This is a genomic window from Pseudoalteromonas sp. Ps84H-4, from assembly GCF_024124645.1.
GTDB lineage: Bacteria > Pseudomonadota > Gammaproteobacteria > Enterobacterales > Alteromonadaceae > Pseudoalteromonas > Pseudoalteromonas lipolytica_C.
Map to the genome: position 1 here is coordinate 116,805 of NZ_JAMXSK010000012.1, position 23,089 is coordinate 139,893.

Annotated in this window: 23 protein-coding genes and 7 tRNA genes; 5 read left to right on the forward strand and 25 right to left on the reverse strand. The window is 41.4% G+C overall.

The window, feature by feature from the left end:
- Positions 1 to 3 precede the first annotated feature (3 nt).
- From NH454_RS12195 to dnaQ, 10 genes are all read right to left on the reverse strand, one after another.
- Positions 4 to 723, reverse strand: coding sequence for a helix-turn-helix transcriptional regulator (locus NH454_RS12195; protein ID WP_235382899.1), 720 nt, complete (start codon positions 721 to 723; stop codon positions 4 to 6).
- Positions 724 to 995: 272 nt separating this feature from the next.
- Positions 996 to 1,072, reverse strand: a tRNA-Asp gene (locus tag NH454_RS12200).
- A 50-nt stretch (positions 1,073 to 1,122) separates the two neighbouring features.
- Positions 1,123 to 1,199: transfer RNA gene (locus tag NH454_RS12205), tRNA-Asp, on the reverse strand.
- 31 nt (positions 1,200 to 1,230) lie between these two features.
- Positions 1,231 to 1,307 (reverse strand) — tRNA-Asp (locus NH454_RS12210).
- Between the two features lie 38 nt (positions 1,308 to 1,345).
- A tRNA-Asp gene (locus NH454_RS12215) sits at positions 1,346 to 1,422 on the reverse strand.
- Between the two features lie 31 nt (positions 1,423 to 1,453).
- Positions 1,454 to 1,530, reverse strand: a tRNA-Asp gene (locus tag NH454_RS12220).
- Between the two features lie 42 nt (positions 1,531 to 1,572).
- Positions 1,573 to 1,649 (reverse strand) — tRNA-Asp (locus tag NH454_RS12225).
- 27 nt (positions 1,650 to 1,676) lie between these two features.
- Positions 1,677 to 1,753 (reverse strand) — tRNA-Asp (locus tag NH454_RS12230).
- Positions 1,754 to 1,851: 98 nt separating this feature from the next.
- Complete coding sequence (locus NH454_RS12235; RefSeq protein WP_253039212.1) at positions 1,852 to 3,189, reverse strand: TIGR03503 family protein; 1,338 nt, start codon at positions 3,187 to 3,189, stop codon at positions 1,852 to 1,854.
- 45 nt (positions 3,190 to 3,234) lie between these two features.
- Positions 3,235 to 3,945 carry a DNA polymerase III subunit epsilon gene (gene dnaQ, locus NH454_RS12240; protein ID WP_135924158.1) on the reverse strand — a complete coding sequence of 237 codons (711 nt, stop codon included), beginning with the start codon at positions 3,943 to 3,945 and terminating at the stop codon, positions 3,235 to 3,237.
- A 68-nt stretch (positions 3,946 to 4,013) separates the two neighbouring features.
- Here dnaQ and rnhA point away from each other — a divergent pair, with 68 nt between their 5' ends.
- Together rnhA and NH454_RS12250 are read left to right on the forward strand one after the other, a co-directional pair.
- Positions 4,014 to 4,481 carry a ribonuclease HI gene (gene rnhA, locus NH454_RS12245; protein WP_054561796.1) on the forward strand — a complete coding sequence of 156 codons (468 nt, stop codon included), beginning with the start codon at positions 4,014 to 4,016 and terminating at the stop codon, positions 4,479 to 4,481.
- Positions 4,482 to 4,571: 90 nt separating this feature from the next.
- Positions 4,572 to 5,435 carry an MBL fold metallo-hydrolase gene (locus NH454_RS12250; RefSeq protein ID WP_199525820.1) on the forward strand — a complete coding sequence of 288 codons (864 nt, stop codon included), beginning with the start codon at positions 4,572 to 4,574 and terminating at the stop codon, positions 5,433 to 5,435.
- Here the strand turns inward: NH454_RS12250 and NH454_RS12255 are convergent.
- Entirely contained in the window at positions 5,406 to 6,164 is a 759-nt protein-coding gene (locus tag NH454_RS12255; RefSeq protein ID WP_135924156.1) for a class I SAM-dependent methyltransferase, read from the reverse strand. The two genes, NH454_RS12250 and NH454_RS12255, sit on opposite strands and share 30 nt — an antisense overlap.
- 53 nt (positions 6,165 to 6,217) lie before the next feature.
- On the opposite strand from NH454_RS12255, the gene gloB reads away from it, so the two are divergent.
- Both gloB and NH454_RS12265 read left to right on the forward strand, forming a co-directional pair.
- Entirely contained in the window at positions 6,218 to 6,991 is a 774-nt protein-coding gene (gene gloB, locus NH454_RS12260; protein WP_235382897.1) for a hydroxyacylglutathione hydrolase, read from the forward strand.
- Between the two features lie 146 nt (positions 6,992 to 7,137).
- Positions 7,138 to 8,718, forward strand: a complete 1,581-nt coding sequence (locus NH454_RS12265; protein WP_135924154.1) for a LysM peptidoglycan-binding domain-containing protein — start codon at positions 7,138 to 7,140, stop codon at positions 8,716 to 8,718.
- 59 nt (positions 8,719 to 8,777) lie between these two features.
- Here NH454_RS12265 and speB read toward each other — a convergent pair whose 3' ends face one another.
- From speB to NH454_RS12285, 4 genes are all read right to left on the reverse strand, one after another.
- Positions 8,778 to 9,701: an agmatinase gene (gene speB, locus NH454_RS12270; protein WP_063706052.1), complete on the reverse strand. Its 924-nt coding sequence runs from the start codon at positions 9,699 to 9,701 to the stop codon at positions 8,778 to 8,780.
- A 3-nt stretch (positions 9,702 to 9,704) separates the two neighbouring features.
- Positions 9,705 to 11,618 carry a biosynthetic arginine decarboxylase gene (speA, locus tag NH454_RS12275; protein WP_130151368.1) on the reverse strand — a complete coding sequence of 638 codons (1,914 nt, stop codon included), beginning with the start codon at positions 11,616 to 11,618 and terminating at the stop codon, positions 9,705 to 9,707.
- Positions 11,619 to 11,801: 183 nt separating this feature from the next.
- Positions 11,802 to 12,242 carry a hypothetical protein gene (locus NH454_RS12280; protein WP_138557641.1) on the reverse strand — a complete coding sequence of 147 codons (441 nt, stop codon included), beginning with the start codon at positions 12,240 to 12,242 and terminating at the stop codon, positions 11,802 to 11,804.
- 67 nt (positions 12,243 to 12,309) lie between these two features.
- A complete protein-coding gene (locus NH454_RS12285; protein WP_135924151.1) occupies positions 12,310 to 12,771 on the reverse strand; it encodes a GNAT family N-acetyltransferase in 462 nt (153 codons plus the stop codon).
- A 492-nt stretch (positions 12,772 to 13,263) separates the two neighbouring features.
- Here NH454_RS12285 and cysZ point away from each other — a divergent pair, with 492 nt between their 5' ends.
- Positions 13,264 to 13,992, forward strand: a complete 729-nt coding sequence (gene cysZ, locus NH454_RS12290) for a sulfate transporter CysZ (RefSeq protein ID WP_135924150.1) — start codon at positions 13,264 to 13,266, stop codon at positions 13,990 to 13,992.
- Positions 13,993 to 14,070: 78 nt separating this feature from the next.
- Here cysZ and rlmM read toward each other — a convergent pair whose 3' ends face one another.
- From rlmM to prmC, 10 genes are all read right to left on the reverse strand, one after another.
- Positions 14,071 to 15,156, reverse strand: coding sequence for a 23S rRNA (cytidine(2498)-2'-O)-methyltransferase RlmM (rlmM, locus tag NH454_RS12295; RefSeq protein ID WP_135924149.1), 1,086 nt, complete (start codon positions 15,154 to 15,156; stop codon positions 14,071 to 14,073).
- Positions 15,157 to 15,165: 9 nt separating this feature from the next.
- Positions 15,166 to 15,534 (reverse strand): DUF423 domain-containing protein, encoded by a 369-nt coding sequence (locus tag NH454_RS12300; RefSeq protein ID WP_168246725.1) that lies wholly within the window; start codon positions 15,532 to 15,534, stop codon positions 15,166 to 15,168.
- On the reverse strand, positions 15,531 to 16,172 hold the full coding sequence (locus NH454_RS12305) for an alpha/beta family hydrolase (protein WP_235382896.1): 642 nt from the start codon (positions 16,170 to 16,172) through the stop codon (positions 15,531 to 15,533). Before NH454_RS12305 ends, NH454_RS12300 begins: the two co-directional genes overlap by 4 nt.
- Position 16,173: 1 nt before the next feature.
- Positions 16,174 to 17,070, reverse strand: a complete 897-nt coding sequence (locus NH454_RS12310; RefSeq protein ID WP_063706073.1) for a transcriptional regulator GcvA — start codon at positions 17,068 to 17,070, stop codon at positions 16,174 to 16,176.
- Between the two features lie 103 nt (positions 17,071 to 17,173).
- A complete protein-coding gene (gene kdsA / locus NH454_RS12315) occupies positions 17,174 to 18,028 on the reverse strand; it encodes a 3-deoxy-8-phosphooctulonate synthase (RefSeq protein ID WP_235382895.1) in 855 nt (284 codons plus the stop codon).
- Between the two features lie 9 nt (positions 18,029 to 18,037).
- A complete protein-coding gene (locus NH454_RS12320) occupies positions 18,038 to 19,291 on the reverse strand; it encodes a DUF819 family protein (protein ID WP_135924147.1) in 1,254 nt (417 codons plus the stop codon).
- A 15-nt stretch (positions 19,292 to 19,306) separates the two neighbouring features.
- Positions 19,307 to 20,134 carry a tetratricopeptide repeat protein gene (locus NH454_RS12325; RefSeq protein WP_135924146.1) on the reverse strand — a complete coding sequence of 276 codons (828 nt, stop codon included), beginning with the start codon at positions 20,132 to 20,134 and terminating at the stop codon, positions 19,307 to 19,309.
- A 131-nt stretch (positions 20,135 to 20,265) separates the two neighbouring features.
- On the reverse strand, positions 20,266 to 20,640 hold the full coding sequence (locus NH454_RS12330; RefSeq protein WP_135924145.1) for a SirB2 family protein: 375 nt from the start codon (positions 20,638 to 20,640) through the stop codon (positions 20,266 to 20,268).
- Positions 20,641 to 20,661: 21 nt separating this feature from the next.
- Positions 20,662 to 22,200, reverse strand: a complete 1,539-nt coding sequence (locus NH454_RS12335; protein WP_135924144.1) for a DUF3369 domain-containing protein — start codon at positions 22,198 to 22,200, stop codon at positions 20,662 to 20,664.
- Positions 22,201 to 22,245: 45 nt separating this feature from the next.
- On the reverse strand, positions 22,246 to 23,088 hold the full coding sequence (prmC, locus tag NH454_RS12340; protein ID WP_235382894.1) for a peptide chain release factor N(5)-glutamine methyltransferase: 843 nt from the start codon (positions 23,086 to 23,088) through the stop codon (positions 22,246 to 22,248).
- Between the last annotated feature and the right edge of the window lies 1 nt (position 23,089).

A 23,089-nucleotide genomic window follows, 5' to 3' on the forward strand; every position in this document is an offset into this window, starting at 1 on the left:
TCATTAATGCACTCTTGTCAGTTTACTCTCAAATGTTATGAGACCTGCACCAACTACAAACAATAAGATACCTATAAACTCAAGCCACACATGGCCTTTATGGGGCTTGATAACAGGTGTTTTTGAAGTAAGGTTATATAAACGCCTGCCTTGCTCGCCAGATTCTACAAACGAAAAACCTTTATAGTCCGCTGAGATAATAAATTTAAAATCATGCCTGCTAATCATTTCACGACGTTTAGCATCTATTTTCTCGCTGCTTTGTTCTACGAGCATACGCCAATCATGAAAAATGCCATCTGGTTCATTATCTTTCACCACACCATATGATTTGTACTCATAGAATTTTGTATTGAATAGCTTTTCTTGATGCCCTAAATAAAACATGGCACAGCCTAGCGCACTTAACAGTATGGCAATATAGACGAGTGAACGCTGCTTAATGAATTGCTTATTACTTTGTTGCTTATACCAAGCTTCAATGTCAGGCACATTAATCAACCGAGCTTTATCTACAGAATGTTTTAATGGCTCCATAAAGTCGCAAATTGTTAGATTGAGCGCCGTTAATATTGAACGAAATGTGTCATTCGAAGGCACTGATTTATCGTTCTCAAGTTTTGAAAGGTAACTTTGCTCTATTCCAACTTGCTCTGCAAATTCTGGTTGGCTCAGTTTTAGCTCACTGCGATAGTGTTTTAGTTGTGTTCCGAATGTACTCATAACGCATTTCCTTTTTGTTGTGGAGCCGCCATTCTTTGCTATTCATGCAGATATAAAAAGCTGAATAAATAGGAATAATGAAGAATATTAGCAAGATAGGATGAAAGATACGAGATACGAGATACGAGATACGAGATACGAGATACGAGATACGAGATACGAGATACGAGATACGAGATACGAGATACGAGATACGAGATACGTTGTCAGTATAAGTAAATAGTAAGGTGTGATGTAAAAACTTATTTAATCATTTGTTTGAGGAAAACAAATGGCGGAGTGGACGGGACTCGAACCCGCGACCCCCGGCGTGACAGGCCGGTATTCTAACCAACTGAACTACCACTCCGCAGTGGTATGTGCATGGGGTAATGCACTTAATTTGTTTATGATATCAAATGGCGGAGTGGACGGGACTCGAACCCGCGACCCCCGGCGTGACAGGCCGGTATTCTAACCAACTGAACTACCACTCCGCAGAGATATCATTGTTATTACTTAATTTGTTGGCGGAGTGGACGGGACTCGAACCCGCGACCCCCGGCGTGACAGGCCGGTATTCTAACCAACTGAACTACCACTCCGCGATACAAATTTTGTAATAAAAATAGCGTTTAAATAGTGGCGGAGTGGACGGGACTCGAACCCGCGACCCCCGGCGTGACAGGCCGGTATTCTAACCAACTGAACTACCACTCCGCAGTATTTAATGCTATTTATTTTTTCCTATTGGCGGAGTGGACGGGACTCGAACCCGCGACCCCCGGCGTGACAGGCCGGTATTCTAACCAACTGAACTACCACTCCGCAAAGGAAAAATGTTTTACAACGAAACGTTGTGTAAGTAATTGGCGGAGTGGACGGGACTCGAACCCGCGACCCCCGGCGTGACAGGCCGGTATTCTAACCAACTGAACTACCACTCCAGCGCGTACTTACAAATTGTCGAAAATTGGCGGAGTGGACGGGACTCGAACCCGCGACCCCCGGCGTGACAGGCCGGTATTCTAACCAACTGAACTACCACTCCACATTTTCGTTGCTGACTGAGTCTCCCCTGACAGCGGCGTGAATAATACGAATCACCCTCTGGTTCGTCAAGGGGTTTTTTGTATTTTTACAGGTTTTTTAGTCATCTGACATCGAAAGGTTTAAAATTTCACCTGATTTGTCATTTTTTGAGCCATTTTTGCCGACTTCATTTTCTTTCGCTGCTTGCTCATCATTTTCGGTTTTATTTTTTTTCTTTAAAAATGGCAAAGAAACTTTAAATTTAAGTGGTTTTTTCTGCACAAAAATTCGAATCGCTAGCCACCCTAACAGTAGAACGATTAAATTTCCAACAACAATGAGTATCACCATTAGTGTAGTGGACGCTTTTTGTTCCTCTTCAATAATTCGTTGCTGCTCAGCTTGGGCTTCTAAATCGATTTCAGGGCGAACAATTTCTGGTACAGCTTCAATGGGTCGCTCAATTTCAAATTTATAAGTTGGTAAAGTAGCCATAAATTCACGGTCATTTATATTGCTACCAAATACAGATAGCTCAACACTGTATCTACCCCAGTCATAATTTTTAATTGCAAGTTCGCGCATTTGTGATTTATCCGCATCAATTGAGAACATTTGCTCTTCATTATTAGGATAATAGATTTTCCCCTGAATGAGCACGGTTTCAGGTTTGACGATTTCAGGATTTAAGGTGATCGTTAAAATGTGGTCATCTTCATCTTGCTCAGCAAGCGCTATTTCATAATCAAAAGGAGGCTCGTGCACCACAATCGGTTTTTGTACCACGGTGCGTTTCAGTATTGGCGTTTCTATATAAAGCTCTGGTTGCCACTCACCTGCAGGAAACGTCAGTTTAAATTCGCCAGTAAATACGCCATCAAGCGGGCGCTCATCAAAACCACGGCCATCATCTCTAAACTCAGTGACACTTTGCGTACCGGCACCAAAGTTTGAGTAATCACTATTATTAGTACTGACAAAATCAACATTCAAACTAATCACATCACGAAACTGCCCCACTTCGATGGGTTCTCCATCATTTAATACGCGACCATTCAGTTTCACTGTCTCTCCGCGAAATAGCATCGGCGGTAAAGGATCTACATCTAATTCAATTTCTCCCATCACCATAATACGGCTTCCTGGCAAAATTTTGCCAACAACCTGCCATGGACCAGGCATAGGATTAGTAATAGTGACTAAGTCATAACTGAGCTCATCATACCAATCAAGATCATGATTTTTCACTGAGTCTGTGGCGTAATACTTAGTCCCATCAGGACGAACCAATACAACGGCAGGTGCACCGCGGTTACGAAAGAACAGTAAGGTTACTTTATCGATTTTATGATCGATGCGAAAACGATTTTCTAACAGAGGAATTTCATTTTTAACCCCATCCCGAGCTAATGGCGTTATCTTATCTTGTGCTGTTGCAAATCCCATACAAGGCATTAAGCACAGTATTCCTGCTAGTAGCTGTTTTCTCATTTCATTACCTTATTCTGCACGCCATAAACATTGACCACCCTTTGCCACTAAATCTAAACGTTCTTCATGGGCAGCTTGCTCTTGTTCGGTTGCTCTTAATACCACAAGGGGTGCTCTGTCGGCACTAAGACGACGAATACCACCCGTTTGATGTGTTGAGCCTTCATCTTTATTTTGATTGAGGTTCAGCTTTACTTGTCCACCGGTCATTGCCAAGTAAACATCTGCTAGAATCTCGGAATCCAGTAATGCGCCGTGTAAAGTACGCTTTGAGTTATCAATATCATAGCGGCGACAAAGCGCATCAAGGTTATTCTTTTGACCTGGATGCAAGTCACGCGCCATTTTCAAGGTATCAAGTACACTACATACATCGGCAGTATTCGGAAAACCTTGATTTAACAATGCAAACTCGTTGTCCATGTGGCCGATATCGAACGCAGCGTTATGAATAACAAGCTCTGCGCCACGAATATACTCTAAAAACTCATGGGCAATTTGGTGGTACAAAGGTTTATCACGCAAAAATTCATTGGTGATACCGTGTACGTCTATCGCTTCTTCTTCTATTTCACGTTGTGGATTGATATACACATGAAAGTTGTTGCCAGTAAGACGGCGATTCACAAGTTCAACACAACCGATTTCAATGATGCGGTGGCCTTGCTTTGGGTCAATACCCGTGGTTTCTGTATCTAAAACTATTTGTCTATGTGCCATATCGTCTTAAGCCTGACTCTGGTATCTTTCTATATTCACTTTATTGTACACAATATCAAGGTAAAACAGTGCAGAAAACCGTAGAGATTTACACCGATGGATCATGTTTAGGAAATCCAGGGCCTGGAGGGTATGGCATCGTGATGCGATACAACGGCCACGAAAAGCAGTTGAGTCAAGGCTATACCCTAACAACCAATAATCGGATGGAAATGCTCGCAGCTATCGTTGCACTAGAAACCCTCACCCGCTCTTGTCACGTCATTCTTACTACCGATAGTCAATATGTGAAACAAGGCATTGAGTCATGGGTCGAAAATTGGAAAAAACGCGGCTGGAAAACTGCAGCTAAAAAACCAGTTAAGAATGTCGATTTATGGAAACGACTCGATGCAGCATGCCAGCAACACGAGGTAGAATGGCGCTGGGTAAAAGGTCATAGCGGCAACAAATATAATGAAATTGTTGACGATCTAGCCCGCGAAGCCGCTGGCAGCGATCAATTACTTGAAGACACAGGTTACGACGGTAATTAAAATTACCTTAAAAGAAACTTAGCGCAGGCCGTTTTATATTTTTGTTATATGTTATAATATTTGGCTATAAAGAAATATAAAGGACTCATTATGGCTCTGCGCATTCACTCTTTTTTTCATCAACAAAGCGCCACTCTCTGTTATTTAGTCAGTTGTGAAAGCACTAAAAATTGCATGCTGATTGATGCGCCAGCTGATTTTGATATGCCAAGTGGAGAGTTAAGTTTTACCACAGCCAATGAGATCATCAGCTTCATAAAAACTGAGCAGCTGACATTACAATGGCTACTTGAAACCCACGCCCATGCTGACCATATCACTGCAGCAAGTTATATAAAGCAGCAATTACAAGCCACACATCCTTGCAAGCTCGGCACTGGCGAAGGGATCACACAAGTACAAAAGCACTTTAGCCAACTTTACAATCTGGATATGCCGTGTAATGGCGAACCTTTTGATGCTTTATTTGCTAATAAAGCGCAATTTAAGTTAGGTAATTACATGGTTGATGTGATTGCCACGCCTGGCCACACTCCTGACAGTGTGTGCTATCACATTGATGGCAATGTATTTGTCGGTGACACTTTCTTTATGCCAGACAGTGGCACAGCACGCTGTGACTTTCCCGGCGGCAGCGCAGGCGAATTATATGATTCACTACAACAAATTTTAGCGTTTCCTGACGATACAGTGCTTTGGATGTGCCATGACTACCAACCTGATGGTCGACCTTTAGCAAACAAAACCACGGTTAAAGAACAGCGTGAGCAAAACATTCACTTAAAAGGAGATAAACAAGATTTTATTGCAACACGTGAAAACCGCGATGCAACCTTGGCAGTGCCAAAACTACTGCATCCTGCTATTCAATTAAATATTCGTGCAGGTCAGTATCCAAGTAAAACAGACACGCAACAGCATTATCTAGCTATCCCGCTCACAGTGCTGCTTTGATGTTTGTCTAAGCCCTGCTCCTTTCACTGGCGAAAATTGCGGCCTTGCATGCCATTTAGGTTTAATTGGTGTCAGCGGGGCCACACGCTTTCTAGCCACCAGCATATACACACTGCCCATTGGCTTTAAATATTGCTGGCCAAAGCTGCGCCACGCAGCAAAGCGCGATAAGCGGTTACCTCTTGCAAGCGATGAATGGATAAAACGCTCATCAGAGATTATTTCAAAGCCTAATAAATTCAACCAATCTTTTACTCGTGATGGCGTAAAAAACCGCCCTGTCCACGGTAGCTTTTGGCGGCTAAAAGGTAATAACTGCGCCAATCCACACAAACTAAACGGGTTAAAGCCTGTGATCACGATGTAACCACCGGGGATCAAAGTACGATGCGCTTCACGTAAGATATGGTGCGGATCAGAATGATATTCTAAACAGTGCGATAATATGCAGGCATCAACACTGTGCTCATAAAACGGTAACTCGTCTACATCAGCAATAACACCGGTAAATAAGCCCTGCTCTGCTACGCAAACTTGATGCTTAATAGGACTTTCACTGGTTGCCAGCTCACCACTTAAATTACCGAGTTTGAGCATGTGATAACCAAACATGCGCGGCAGCCATGGTGTTAGCTTACGTTCAATTTCAGCACGTAAATAGTCACCATGAGGGAACTGCTGCCAAGAGTATGGCTTAGGACCTTCTTGAAAACTAAGGGCTGGTTTCATTTTCTGAGCTCGTTATACTGTGTGTTAACTGTCACTTTATAGAGCAATTAAACATGGTGCAAGTTAAAGCAATTAAAGCCTTTTCTGATAACTACATTTGGTGCATCAGCAATGAAGCTGAACAAACAGCGTGGGTGGTCGACCCAGGACAGGCAGAGCCCGTTCTAAATTACCTAAGCGAAAATAACTTATCACTCGCAGGGATTTTAATTACCCATCATCACTATGATCACACCGATGGCGTTGCAGCCTTGGTAAAAGCATTTCGTGATATCCCGGTGTACGGACCAAGACACAGCCCTTTCAAAGGGATTAGCCATGGCGTTTGTGAAGCGGATAAGGTGACGGTGTACGATTACACTTTTACTGTGCTTGCGACACCAGGGCATACTCTCGATCATGTTTGTTACATTAATGACGAGTTAAGTTTTACTGGCGATACCTTATTTAGTGCAGGCTGCGGACGATTATTTGAAGGCAGTGCTGAACAAATGTGGCACTCTTTATGTAAATTAAGAGCTCTGCCTGATGAGTGTAAAATCTACTGCACTCATGAATACACGCAGGCCAACTTGGCCTTTGCAAAAGCTGTTGAACCAAATAACGAATACCTTCTCAACTACAGTGATAAAGTAGATGCACTGCGAGAAAGCGGCAAAATTAGTTTACCGACTCAATTAAGCGTTGAGAGGCAAATAAACCCCTTTATCCGTTGTCATTTTCCACACATAACTGATGAGCTTCCAAGCGAGCTGAAAGAAAATCTTGATCTAGCTGAACCTTGGCAACGCTTTGCGGGTCTCAGAGCCTGGAAAGATAATTTTTAAAAGTGTAATTCTACCGATTACATTTTTTCTATATTTAGATCAACACCTTGCAATAATGAGCTGACATATACTGGTCATAAAGTGGCAATATGTGCTTATAGCAGGTAATATTCGCCGAGTTTTTTTACCTGATTATATAGGTATATATGTATAAGTCTCCTTTAGTTATAACACTTGCGCTGGTACTAAGTGGTTGTCAGTTAACAGCTTCTAACTCAGATACCACAGCTAATAATGATGTTGAGCAACAGCTCAATGGCGCAAGCCCAAGTGACGTTAATGATGCACTAATGATTAACGCACAGTATCAACAGGTCGCAGATCTTGATGAGCCACCACCGGTATTTGATGATGTATGGGAGCGTATTCGTTACCAACTTTCGATTGATGTGCCACAAAACCGCCCAGTGGTTGCTGAGCGTAACTACTATGCGCGTCATCAGGCATATTTAGACCGAATCTCTAAGCGTGCAGAGCCTTACCTATACTTTATTGTAGAAGAAGTCGAGAAGCGTCAAATGCCAATTGAAATTGCGCTTTTACCGATTGTAGAAAGTGCGTTTGATCCATTTGGTTATTCACATCGCAGTGCCTCGGGCATCTGGCAATTCATGCCACAAACTGGTGAGCGTTTTGATTTAAAACAAAACTGGTGGTACGACGGTCGTCGTGACATTGTACAGTCGACCCGTGCAGCTCTTGATTATTTGTCATATCTTCACAAAACCTTAGAAGGCGATTGGTTAAATGCCATCGCAGCCTATAACTCAGGTGAAGGCCGTTTGCTACGAGCTATTAAAAAGAATCGTAAAAAGCATTTACCAACAGACTTTTGGTCTTTGGATTTACCAAAAGAAACCACATCGTATGTACCTAAACTGTTAGCACTGTCTGATCTAGTTAAACGCAGTGACGAGTTTGGTGTTAAGTGGCAACCAATTATTAATGCTCAAGTAGTTGAGGCGGTGAATGTAGGTAGCCAAATTGACTTAGCGCTTGCAGCTGATATGGCAGGTATTAGTTTAACTGAACTTTATCGTTTAAACCCAGGTTTTAATCGCTGGGCGACCGACCCTAATGGACCGCACTTTTTATTATTACCGTCTGATAAGGTTGAAGAGTTCTCTGCAAAACTAGCAAAAACAGAGCAAAAAGATCGTCTACGTTGGCAACAATACGTGGTTGCGCGCGGTGACAGTTTATCTGTGATTGCGAAGAAGTTTTCTACTAGTACGAATGCTATTAAAACACTGAATAAACTCTCATCGAATACCATTCGTGTTGGTCAGCAATTACTTGTACCACTGAGTGATGGTGAGATAAATAGTCAGCATTTACCAAAATCAGTGCGTATGGCTGCTAATAAAGCAACACGTAAAAAGCTAAGCCATAAAGTCGCCACTGGCGATACGCTGTGGGATATTAGCCGTGAGTACGATGTGACCATTGCAGAGCTTGCAACATGGAATAAACTTAAAAAAGATGCTGTATTACGTGTTGGTCAAAAGCTAACTGTATATAAAGAAGAAAAATCACAACTGGCTGCTACTCAAATCAAAGAGCGCACCATTACTTATAAAGTCCGTCGTGGTGATTCATTAGCGCGCATTGCTGCCAAGTTTAATGTGTCTGTAGAAGATATTATTAAATGGAACTCATTAGCTGGGCAAAAGTACATTCAACCTGGGCAAAAACTTAAGTTAAAAGTTGATGTAAGAAGCGCATAATTGCTTCATCTTGTTAATCAAAAAAAAGAGCGCCTAATGGCGCTCTTTGTCTCTCTCATTTAGTATTTATGCTTCAAAGCCCATAAGTGTAATAACTCATTGGCAATGGTCGCTGCGGCAATCGCCGTTAACTCACTTTGGTCATAAGATGGTGATACTTCAACCACATCCATACCGACCATATTAATGCCCTTCAATGCACGAAGTACCTTAAGTACTTTATCGCTAGTTAAGCCACCACACACTGGTGTGCCAGTACCCGGCGCGAATGCGGGATCAAGACAGTCAATATCAAAGGTGAGATACACAGGTAAGTCACCGACGCGCGCTTTAATTTGCTCTGCAATATCTTGCGCTGGCAAATCATTAGCAGCCATTGCATCAATCACTGCAAACTCATGCTTGCTCTGATCAAAGTCAGTACGAATACCGATTTGAATGCTGTGATCAACATCTATGAGACCTTCCATCGGTGCATGATAAAACATAGTACCGTGATCATAACGTGAACCATTGCTGTAAGTATCGGTGTGGGCATCAAAGTGAACTAATGCCATTTTACCGTGCTGTTTAGCATGAGCACGTAGTAGTGGCAAAGTCACAAAGTGATCGCCACCTAGGCCCAATAATGTTTTACCTTGACGAAGAATTTGCTCGGCCGCTAATTCTAACTGCGCGGTAAAATATTCTGGGTCGCCTACTGGGTAAGTAAAATCACCGGCATCAGCTAATTTTAAGCGCTCAAATAATGGGAACGTCCAAGGATACTTGGTTTCTTCCCATGCAAGGTGCACTGAAGCACGACGAATTGCATCAGGGCCTAAACGTGCACCTGGGCGACCTGAGGTCGCTAAGTCAAATGGTAAACCTAGCACCACCACATCGGCATCGATTGCAGTGATGTTTTGCACCATCGGCTGACGTAAAAACGTCATGCCGTTTGAGTACAACGAATGATCTGTGTGGTCAAACAATGTCGACATTGCTTATAACTCTTCTAAATAAGTGTAACCGTTTAAGCCAGTTTGCAGCTCATCTAATACGCTTTGCTGCTCAGTTTCTGGCAATTTAGCTGCCACCAGCTGGGCATAAGACTGCTGGAAGCTTTCTACATCTAAATGCACGTAACGCATCATGTCAGCAACGGTATCACCTTCGTTAATCTCGGTGATTTGCGCCTGACCTTGTTCATCCATTTTTATGATTGCACTGTGCGTGTCGCCAAATAAGTTGTGCATATCACCTAAAATTTCTTGATATGCACCTACTAAGAAAAAGCCCATTAAATAAGGTTTTTCTTCGCTAAATGCAGGTACTGGCAATGTGCTTTCAATACCTTGACCGTCTACATAGTGCTCCATAGCACCGTCTGAGTCACAGGTAATATCAAGTAACACAGCACGCTTTTGTGGTGCTTCTGTTAAACCACTTAAAGGCAGAACCGGAAACACTTGGTCAATACCCCATGCATCCGGTAATGACTGGAACAATGAAAAGTTCACAAAAAACTTATCTGCTAAACGCGCATTTAATTCATCAATAATCGGGCGATGAAAACGGTTTTTGTTATCCATGTGTTTGTTAAGCTCATAACAGACACGTAAGTTAACTTGCTCCGCCCATGCTCGCTCAGTTAAATCTAATAAACCAAGTGCAAACTGATTATGTGCCTCAGCTAAATCGCCTTGACTATCATGATAGATTTCGATTAATGCACGGTCATCATTGTCATCACTTAACTGCTGCCATGATGTCCACATATTTTTTAATAATAGTGGTGCATCAGCGGCTGGCGCTTGAATGTCTTCTGGTACATAGCTTTCGGTGCCAATAACATTTGAAATCAATACGGCATGGTGCGCTGTTAATGCACGACCTGACTCAGAAATAATGCGCGGCATTGGCTGCTCATATAACTTACAGGTGTCACCAATGGTATATACGATGTTATTAGCATATTCACTTAGGCTGTAGTTCATTGAGTTATGAGACTGGCTACGAGTGCCGTCGTAATCAACCGCTAAACCGCCGCCCACATCTAAGCAATCAATTTGTGCACCTAACTTGCGTAACTCGCAGTAAAAACGCGCAGCTTCGCTCACACCTAAACGCACATCACGGATGTTTGCCATTTGCGAACCTAGGTGAAAGTGTACAAGTTGGATCAAATCGAGTTGATCAGATGCTTTTAAGCGATTAACCACGCTCAATACTTGCGATGCTGATAAACCAAATTTTGATTTTTCGCCACCGCTTGCTTGCCATTTACCTTTACCTTGCGATGCTAAACGTACGCGAATACCAATACGTGGTTTTACATTTAACTCTTTTGCTTGGCTAAGCACCATATCAAGTTCAGATAGTTTCTCGAGTACAATGTAAACCTTATGGCCTAGCTTTTCGCCAATCAGTGCTAAACGAATGTATTCTTGGTCTTTGTAGCCATTACATACAATCACCGCACTGGTTTTTTCAGCCATTGCTAATACGGTTAATAGCTCAGGCTTACTGCCCGCCTCTAAGCCCAATTGTTTCTTTTCAATATCAGCTTGGCTTGCAACAATTTCTTCAACAACTTCGCGTTGTTGATTTACTTTAATTGGGTAAACAAGCAAATAATCTTTCGGGTAACCATAGTTCTCAATTGCTGTATTAAATGCCTGACACAAGCTATGTACTCGATGATGTAAAATTTGTGGAAAACGAACCAACGCAGGCAAGCTTAAGCCTTTGTCTTGTAATTGCTGTGCGATATCGATTAGTGCAATGGTTTGCTCTGGGGCATGGGCCTTTGGCGCAACATACACATCACCTTGATCATTAATACCAAAGAAACCTTGGCTCCAATGACGAACATTGTAACTCGTGCGAGCTTGTTCTAGTGATGTTGTTTCTTTCATCTATCTTTCTCTTTATTTTAGTAATGCCAAAATTGGCAAGCGGTAATTGCGCGCATTAAAAGAAAAATAGTGATTCAAGTCCAACAAGAATTTTTACTCGTAACGAGTGATTTTTGATGTGAAAAATTAATCGTTTATCGACTAATAATTTTAAAGTCTAAACAGACAGTTAAACAGTGGTGCTTAAGGGATAACTTTGTTTATTTCATCTGCTTTAGTAGAGCTTGAGCCAAGCTGCCGCCATGCCTCATACTGCTCATTATTTACCCAGGTAATCCCTATATATTCCTGCCAATGTTGAAAATCTTTCGAGCGATACCTTTCAAGCCCACAACCACCTGCTGCAAACGCTGTTCGACAAAGCTTTACTGTAAGGTATGTGCCATCATAGCTAAGTTGTGTTCGTTCTTCAGAACAGTAACTCATAAGGCGAGTAGGAAATGTAACAATGACTCTGGAGGTTATCTTGCCAGCATCATTAAAAACACCACTAAGAGACTGGCATGAGTTTAAGTAAAACTCGGCGTTATCAATAATAAGGTCGGGTTGTTTGTTTTGTAGCTGTTCAGGTATTGTGTGTTTTTTATCACACGCAATGAGCAGCAAAGCTATAAAAAGCCACATGACCTGCAAGGATTGTTTAGTAATAACGTTAACCTCACAAAAACAAAGCTTTAAATAGCTCTTACAATTACTGATTAAGTCCCAGTTCCATAAATAAACTTTGCGGGCTGTCAGTGTAGTTGCCAAATGGACCACAACGATGAAAGCCTAAATTTTCGTACAAACTAATTGATTCAGTTTGCTTAGGACCCGTTTCAAGACGAATTAGCGGGATTTGTTGTTCACCAGCATGATGCAATAAGATTTGCATAATTCGGCGAGACAAACCTTTACCTCGATAACTAGGTTTCACATATAGGCGACGGATTTCACCGTATGGTGGGTTGCCTTCTTGCATCACAATCGCTCCGCAGGCAACAATACCATCTTCATTTTTCAAACCTATGGCGTAAACATTAGGCTCAGCCAACTCTTCAACACTTAATGATTGAGCTGTAGCTACGGGGTATAAAGAGTTAATGAGTCGGTCTATATCAGCAAACACGTTTACTACTTCTGGATCATCTGGATTTAAATCGACTAACTGCATAAAACTCCCATTTTTATATGTCGTTTTTGTTAATGATGTTAATAATAGTATCGGATATTAGTGTGATCCTCTACTGTTGTTTTCATTATTCGTTTTTATAGGTACTATCAGACAGTCATGGTATCGCTTAGTTCATCCCGATGTAACTGAAAATACGTTCAAATGATAAAAAACAACGTTTAACGTGAGTAGCCTTGCGGGTTGCCTAGCAGGTTAGTTGTAACTAAAAATCAATGTTCCGTAAATTAAGTTTACATTAGAATTTTTCGCTAACTTAAGACATTAATACCAGTGAGGCGGTATTGCTTAATATCTAAACAATTCACTTCACAATGATTTGTTAACAAACTAACTCACCTTAACCTCTTAAATTAATCAGTATGCCTGCTTGCTACAATTTTGCTCAATAAACACTTTGTTACGGAAAAAGACTGTTCAAACATATTGAAAACCCTATACTGCAAACAAGAAGAAATAAGATGAGGTTATCTCGTGCAGTTTACTCAAGGTATGGAATACTTCTTTTCTGGCTTTAAACTAATTAGCCAAAAGGGGTTAAAACGTTTTGTACTTATTCCTTTATTAATCAATATCCTGCTTTTTGGTAGTTCGCTGTTCTTTTTGTACGGCTGGCTAACTGATGGCTTTGCTTACATGAACTCATTGCTACCAGAATGGCTGAGCTGGCTTGAATGGTTAATGTGGCCGATTGCTGTGCTTGTCATTTTATTTAGTTACAGCATGCTCTTTACCGTTATTACGAACTTTATTGCAGCCCCATTCAACGGCTTGCTCAGTGAAAAAGTCGAACTTTACCTGACAGGTCAAAAAGTCAACGATGATGGTCTGCTTGATACAATGAAAGATGTGCCACGCATGCTAGGCCGAGAATGGACAAAACTTTGCTATTACCTGCCGCGCGCTATAGGCTTTTTTATTCTACTATGGATTTTACCTGTGATTGGGCAAGTTTTATGGGTGCTATTCACCTGTTGGATGTATGCTATCCAATACGAAGATTATGCCTTTGATAACCATAAAATTAGTTTTAATGCCATGAAAGATGACTTAAAACAAAAGCAAACCTTATCATATGGCTTTGGTTTAGCAGTGATGCTCTTAACAGCAATCCCCATTGTAAACCTTATTGTTATGCCGGTTGCTGTATGTGGTGGAACCCGGTTATGGGTTGAAAATTACCGCAGTAAATACCGCTCATAACTTTAACCACGTTAAGCTGATTTCAAATAAAAAAGGCCAATCGAATTGCGATTGGCCTTTTTTAATTTCAAATTGATGTTAACTGTAGAGGCTTTGTGGCACCTTAGTTACATTTAAATGAACGGTCACTTCTTCACGATCATGATATAAATGTTTTGCTTGTAACTCGTAACTTACACCGTACTTTTCAAGCTCTTCTTTAATCATTTTTAAGCATTCATAGACACTGTCAAAACGCTTCTTCATCGGCAGCTTTAAGTTGAAAATCAGCTCGCGGGCATAAGCATTTACTGCCCAGTCAATCATAAGATTCGTTACTTTAGCTGGCTTTTCTACCATGTCGCACACTAACCAGTCGATATTGCGCTTTTCAGGGCGATATTTAAAACCATCGACTCTAAAGTGTTTAACCTGCCCTGTTTCCATTAAATCATCATTCATTGGACCATTATCGATAGCGCTAACAAACATTCCACGGCGTACTAGCTGATAAGTCCAACCTCCTGGGCACGCACCTAGGTCAACACCACGCATGCCTGGTTGCATGCGCTCTTCAGCTTCATGAGGTGGAATGAATACATTAAATGCTTCATCTAATTTAAGTGTAGAGCGGCTCGGTGCATCACTTGGCATGCGTAATCGCGGAATACCCATAAAAAATGGCGAATTATTAAATGTATACGAATACCCCACATAAGCGCTGTTATTAGCTAAAAATAACACATGCATGACTGGTTTTTTCTGGGCAAGTTCACGTGTAACCTTTGCACGTTTTTCAAGCGACTTTTTAAGTGGTGTAGAAATCTTTTTGCAGAACTTAGAAAGCTCTTTACCTTCGTTGGTGTCGGGTGTTTCTACACGTAAGTCACCACACTCAGGAAAGTCAACGGTTGCATCAGCAATGGCACTAACGCGGTCTTCAAGTGGCATATTATCCACTAACGTGCCCGTAAACCACTGGCGGGCAAATACCATATTTTTAAAATCTACTTTTTTTATGATCTCATCGCCGTGGCTTGCATCAAAACATTCGTACACAACAATCCCTGTATTTGGTTTTGTTTTTACGTACCCCGCAAAACCTTGCTCGGCAGCCTGAAAAGTAATTTCAGCAGCGGCATCATTTTCAAAACCACTTCGGCAATAAATAACTACACTCGACATAGATACCCCTTAAAACTTATATCGTGCGGCTTGAACTAACAAAATAGCCCAACCAATAATAAAACAAACGCCGCCAATTGGGGTGATAGGCCCAAGCCATTTCATGCCCGTTAATGCGAGTAAATACAAACTACCGCTAAATAACACAGTACCTGCAATAAAAAAACCACCAGCCCAAGTCAGGTTCATTCCCCACTTAATTAAGATAGCAATCGCTATAAGCGCAAGACCATGCACCATTTGATATTCAGCAGCGGTTTTAAAAATACCAATTGCGTATTCTGATACGCGACTTTTTAAACCATGAGCAGCAAATGCGCCTAGTATTACAGAGAACATACAAAATATACTGCCTGTCATTAAATACAGTTTTATCATTTTTTCTCTCCAATTAAATTAGCCATAAACTGCACAGCGTAATCCGCAGCCTGCTGTATGTTTTCTTGTTCTGTAATACCACTTTTTTTACGAGGTTTTAGTGAATGGTCACCATCTCTTAGCCATTTGATTTCTGGCGGGTTAACCATTTCAAGCTCAGCAAGCTCTTGTTGATTACCAAACGTATCGCGTTCACCTTGTAGGACTAAAAATGGGCATGGCATATCAACAAAATGTTCTATGCGAAGTTTTTCAGGTTTACCCGGTGGGTGAAAAGGATAACCAAAAGCCACAACACCAGCAATATTAGCCAAACCCTGCTCAGTACAAAGCATAGAAGCCATACGCCCGCCCATCGATTTGCCGCCAATAAATAGCGGCAACTCTGGCTGATGCTCAGCTAAAACTTCGGCAAAATATGCAAGCAGCTTAGGTGCGCGATCAGGAGGTCTGCGCTTACCTGTCTCTTTAGCAATTTGCATATACTGAAAATCAAACAACGCCACATCAATATTTTGCTGACTAATCAATTTAGCCATTGTTTGCATAAATTCGGAGTCGCTACCTGCCCCTGCGCCGTGGGCAAATATAAATTGTGCACGCGCCTTACCCGCTGCACTTTTAAACCACTGTAACATGTTAATACTCTTGTTCTTGCTCTACTAAGCTCAGCATCCAGTCTTTGAAGGAAACAATTTTACCAAGCTCTGTTTGTGATTCGCGGATCACTAAATAGTAAGCATTTTTACTTTCTAATGAGTGATTAAATGGAATGACGAGTCGACCCGCATCAATATCGGGCTTTGCTAATACGCTATTACCAATAGCGACACCCTGCCCATGTACCGCAGCTTGCAGCACCATAGACGAGTGACTAAAAATTGGCCCTTGGTTAACTTGCACATTTCGTACGCCAGCTGTTTTCATCCAGGTTTTCCAGTTTTTACGGGTCGTATCATGCAATAAGGTATGATTCGCCAAATCACTCGGTTGATTAAGCGGTTTTGGGCCTGTTAACAATAATGGGCTACATAACGGCACTAAGTATTCAGTGTGCAGTTTATAAGTTTGCACCCCACTCCAGTGGCCACGACCATAGTAAATAGCAATATCGACATCGTCAGAAAGTGAATTTTCGTCCTGATCTTGCGCTTTAATTCGCACGTCGATTTCTGGGTGTAATTCATTAAATAAACTAAGTCTGGGTACTAACCATTGAATCGCAAAACTTGGCGTTAAACTTACTGTCAGAGAACCTTTCGCACCTCGTGCTAGCAATTTCTCTGTGGCATCAATCAACTGGGTAAAAATCTCTTTAATATCCAGAAAGTAACCTTGCCCTTCTTCGGTTAACAGCAACGAGCGATTTTTACGTAAAAACAGTTTTAAGCCTAGATGCTCTTCTAAGGTTTTAATCTGGTGACTCACCGCAGCTTGCGTGACATACAACTCCTCAGCCGCTTTGGTAAAGCTCAGATGACGAGCAGCAGCTTCGAAGGCTTTAAGCGCATTTAAGGGAGGTAAACGACGAGACATAAACACCAAGCTTTGAATTAGTTTTTCTTATGCATCGATTATAGCGACACAAATAAAAAAAGGCGACCTTGGTCGCCTTTTTCGTACTTAAATACTTATATCATTATAAATCGCTTGCGCTGGTATCGAGTGGTGCAAAGCTCTTAACTAAGTCATCAACCGCTTTCATTTGCGATAAATAACCTTCAAGCTTACTTAGTGCTAAAGCACATGGGCCGTCACATTTTGCTTCACTCGGATTAGGATGCGCTTCAATAAATAAACCTGCAATACCTAATGCCATGCCACTGCGAGCAAGTTCTGCAGCTTGTGCACGGCGACCATCTGCAGAGTCAGCTCGGCCTCCAGGGCGCTGTAGTGCGTGCGTTGCATCAAAAATTACTGGCGCCATAGGCTTCATGTCATCCATACCAAGCATATCAACCACAAGGTTGTTATAACCAAAGCTAGTACCACGCTCACACAGTGCAACATTGTTGTTGCCCGCTTCATTAAACTTTTTAATGATATGACGCATTTCGTGCGGTGCTAAAAACTGTGGTTTTTTCACGTTGATGATGGCACCTGTTTTTGCCATCGCTACAACTAAGTCAGTTTGTCGAGCTAGGAATGCAGGTAACTGAATTACATCAACAACTTCAGCAACTGGTGCTGCTTGATGTGGCTCATGTACGTCGGTGATAAGCGGCACGTTAAAAGTAGATTTAATTTCTTCAAAGATTTTTAAACCTTCTTCCATACCCGGACCACGGTATGAGTTAATTGAAGAGCGATTAGCTTTATCAAAAGACGCTTTAAACACGTATGGAATGTTTAGCTTTGACGTTACTTCTACGTAATGTTCAGCAATACGCATTGCTAAATCACGTGATTCAAGTACGTTCATACCACCAAACAAAACAAATGGTTTGTCGTTGGCTAATTCAATCTCGTTAATTTTAATTAACTGGTTGTTCATTTCTATTCCTTAGGGTGCAACAGCTTGTAGCATTAATCCACAAATATAAGCCATGTAAGTACCTACACCATAGCCCAAAACAGCAAGTAATACACCTACTGGCGCAAGTGACGGATGGAATGCTGATGCAACAACGGGTGCTGATGCTGCGCCACCTACATTTGCTTGAGAGCCTACTGCCATATAAAACAGTGGTGCTTTAATTAGTTTCGCGACAATAAGCATTAAGCTTGCATGGGTAATCATCCAAATCACACCCAGTACAAAATACATTGGTGAGTCAAAAATCGCGGTAATATTCATGTGTAAGCCAATTGAAGCAACAAGGATATATAAAAAGCTTGATGCTACTTTTGAAGCGCCAAAAGCTTCAATATGACGAACTTTAGTAAACGATAAACTAATACCAATTGTGGTTGAGATAACGATTAACCAAAAGAATTTACTGTTTAAACTATACTCTTGCGCCCAAGGGAAGTTAGCGCCAAAAAACGGACCTAAAAAATCGGCACAAAAGTGCGCAAGGCCAGTAATACCAAAGGCAATAGCAATGATCGTCATGTAATCATTTAAGGTTGGCATACGTGCATGCTCTGCGTGATATTTCTCTACACGCTCTTTAAGCTCTTCAATCGCACGGGTATCTGCGCCCGTTTTTGCATCAATCGCTTTATGATTTGCAGCCATTAATAGCAATACGGCCATCCATAAGTTTGCCACAATCACATCAACGGTAACCATTGCAGAGAAGATGTCGCCGCCTACTTCAAACATTTCTTTCATTGAAGCTTGGTTTGCACCACCGCCAATCCAACTACCAGCAATGGTTGTCATACCGCGCCAAACCGCATCAGGGCCATGACCGCCAACGGCCTCTGGGTAAACTGCACTCATCACTAAAATAGCAAGCGGTCCGCCAATAACAATACCCATAGTACCCGTTAAGAACATAATTAGTGCTTTTGGACCAAGATTAAGAATTGCCTTCAAATCAATACTAATAGTAAGCAATATCAAGCAAGCTGGCAGTAAATAACGTGATGCCACAAAATAAACATTTGAAGAGTGGCCATCAACAATACCAAAGGTGTTGAGTAACGAAGGTAAAAAATAACAAAGTAGTAATGCGGGTACATACTTATAAAATTTTTGGCAGGCAGCATTATTACTGTGAGAGGTTTTAAAAATAAACCCCAAAATAACGGCAAGCAAACCAAGTACGACTGCGTCATTGGTAATTAGCGCACTGTGGGCGTCAGTCATAAATGTTCCTTTAAATTAGTGGTGTGTATTATTATTGTCTTCTATTTCAGCAATTTGGTGCTGAATTATTTCAATAGCAGGATCATCTGGGCATTCATTCACAAAATACTGAAGATCATCTCTTGCCATTTTTGGGCAATCTAACTGATTAAGAAGATAACCCCGATCACGACGCTCATAAGGGTCATCCCCTAATAATTCCATGAGCATCTCTACACAATGAAGTGCATGACCAAATTTACTTTCGCTGATAAACGACCATTTTTGTTGAGCTAGGTAAAGCTTATATAGCTCTTCATCAAATACTAGCTCCAGCGGCTCTTGTTCATCACCATTTTCTTCGCACGCGTTTTCTGGGGTAATATACCAACTTTGTTGGCCTGTACTAGGCTCAATTAAGTAGCCCTCTTCATCACTTATACCTACATGTACATGCACTTCTCCTTGACTCAAGGTAACACTCGCGTCAAGTTCAGCATGCTGTATTAAGTGGCAAAGTAAAATAGCCAACGTTGTTTGTGTGCCACTACGCATAGTAATCGTATAGCGAAAACTATTTAATGTATATTCAGGGACTTTTAAACTAGAAACACTAAATAACCAGTGTTGATAAAACGTATCGAGTAATTTATCAAGACGTTCGTGCGGCTCTTTTATTTCAGAACAAAAAGTAGCTACCGTGTCTTCAAGTTGATTTAGTGTCTCGTAGCAAGCCGATAAATCTACTTGCGGATCCCACTTTAATTCAGCATCAATACAACGATAAAGCACTTTAGATGAATATGCATCGAAGGCTTCATCTTGATAGGATTCATTTTGATCTTCAAACCAAGGAATGGTCATTTATACTGCAACATCTATTTCAAAAAAGAGCAGCTAGTTTACCTACTTTTGACCTAAGTTACCAATACTGAGCGATGAGATACAAAAAAGCGGTACGATGGCGACGCCATCAAAATACCGCTTAGAGATTCTTACAGAAGAAGTGCTGTTTTAGCAGAAGCTAAATAGCCAATTGCTAATAAGATGACTGTGGTGATTGCAAGTAAAGCGACTTTCATACCCTGTGCGCTTTGTTTTGCTGCCACAACGCCAAGTACAATGTAAAGGATCACTAGAATGATCTTTTCTAATAACCACGATTGCTCTAGAGGGTTAAAGCCCGCCATAACAATTAATGCAACGGCTGATACAAGTAATAAAGTGTCGATACTATGACTACCAATAAACACCACTTTATTTTTTGCTAAAGCGCCCGTCTTTAAACGTGAAAAAGAGCGAACATAAAATAATACTATACTCAACACGGCAAATAACATGTGAGTATGCTTTACTGCTAAATAATCCATACGACCCTAAACTTGTTTTAATTAATCTGGATAACGTACAAGTACGTCTTCTAATTCTTGAACGCGTTCATTAAACACATCGATCAACTTGGGATCAAATTGTTTACCCTTTTGTGCGTTTATTTCTTTTATAACATCATCAAGCGACCAAGGCTCTTTATAGCAGCGCTTATGACGAAGTGCATCATACACATCAGCAAGCGCAACAATTCGGCCAGCTATAGGAATATCTTGCCCTTTTAAACCTTTTGGATACCCTGCACCATCCCAGCGCTCGTGATGCGATAAAGCAATAGTAGCTCCAACGTTAACAATTTCTCGTTTAGAGTCTTTCAAAATACTATGGCCTTTTTCAGCATGCTGCTTCATCACAGACCATTCATCATCTGTCAGTGGTCCAGGTTTGTTTAATATAGAATCTGGGATACCTACTTTACCAACATCATGAAGTGGCGCAGCAAGGCGAATTAACTCTGCTTCTCGTTTGTCTAAGCCATAGCCTATCGCCAGCTCATAACAAATATGCGATACACGTTTTACGTGGTTGCCTGTTTCTGTTGAGCGTTGTTCGAGTGCTTCGCTTAGCCTAAACACTAGCTCTTGTTGTGTTGCTTCTATTTCTGATTGTAGTTGCACATTTTCGTAGGCTAACTGTACATTTTGCGAAAAAATTTCGATTAGATGGCGCTGTGTGTCGGTAAGGTGTTTTGGAATACCTGATATAAATAACATTGAGTTATGATTGAACTCACTGCAACAATAGGCAAACAAGTAGTTTTCTCGATAAACAATGGTTTTTTCTTTTAAAGCTTGTTGGCAGGCTTGCAGTTGCTCATCATTAAGCACATCTTCAATCGCCTTACCCTCACTGCGTTCAAACTCACCACTGCCCGAAAACACCACTAGCTTCTTTTGGTTATCCTGCGGGTTACTAGCCACTAAACTTGTTGAATACATTGCTTGGTCAACCGTACCGAGCAAAGAAGTAAGCTGCTGCATTACACCTTCGATGAAGCTCTCAAGTGAGTGAGTAGAAAAAATATCGCGTGATGCTTTAATGATTTTTTCAAGACCCAAGCGTGACTGCTCAATCGATAAAATGTCTCGATACGACCGTAAACTCGACATCACTACCGTAAACAGCTTTTGTGCTGTTAATTCTGTTTTCGACTTATAATCGTTGATATCAAAATTGACTATTACTTGTCGCTCTGGGGCTTGGCCCGGTTGACCTGTTCTTAGGATGATTCGGATATGATTGTTTTTAGCAGTTTCACGGATAAATTTAGCAACCTTTAAGCCGGCATCATCCGTTTCCATAACAACATCAAGTAACACAATTGCCGCATCAGGATGCTCTTGTATAACTTGCTTTGCCTCTTCCCCAGAATAAGCACTTATAAATTCAAGACGCTTGTCTTGAAATTCGAAGTCACTCAACGCAAGCTTTGTTACGGCGTGTACTTCTGGCTCATCATCAACCACGATGACTTTCCAACTACCTTGGAGCACTTCATTTACTTCATCAAGTGCTTCATCCGAAAACAAAAAATCATCCATTATAAGGGATCCTCAAAGGCTATGTACGCACAAGCCTTTTTGTTATTATTTAGGCCATTGTGCAAGTGTTACACGGTCATTACCGCCAAGATCTTTAATTGTAAGTATATGGCTATACGACATTTGTGCAAAAAAATCTTGAACTTTTGCCCGTTGCTGGTAGCCATGTTCAATTAAAAGATAGCCATTTGTTGCTAAATAGTCACGCGCCATAGTAATTATTTGTTTGATGTCAGCCATCCCGTCATCATCTGCGACTAATGCAGATAAAGGTTCAAAACGCACATCTCCACGGCTCAAATGGTCATCATCATGTTCAATATACGGCGGATTGCTGACAATTAGGTCAAACTTTTCTTTTTTAACTGCACTAAACCAATTACTCAATGCAAAATGAGCATTGTGAATGTTTAGTCGTTGTTTATTTTCTTCAGCTAGTGCGACTGCATCAGCAACCCTATCGACTCCAGTAACCTGCCAAGTTGGCATTTCGCTGGCTAGCGCAAGGGCAATAGCCCCTGTCCCTGTGCCTAAATCAAGCACCTTAGCACCTGCTGGTAATTCTAAACCTAAAGCATATTCAACTAAGGTTTCGGTATCAGGTCTTGGGATCAAGGTTGTTGGATTGACCTTTAAAGGAAGGCTCCAGAATTCACGAAAGCCAACAATATGAGCAACTGGCTCGCCGTTTAAGCGGCGCTGGCATGCTTGTTCAAAAGCAAGTTGTTGCTGTTCGGTAAGTTGTTTTTCTGGCCAAGTGAATAAATAACTGCGGGGTTTATCAAGAATGGATAATAACAATACTTGCGCGTCAAGCTTGGCGCTGTCACTGCTAGGCGTTAATAACGCCGTCGCAGTAACAAGTGCTTGTTCTATGCTTTGCGGCACG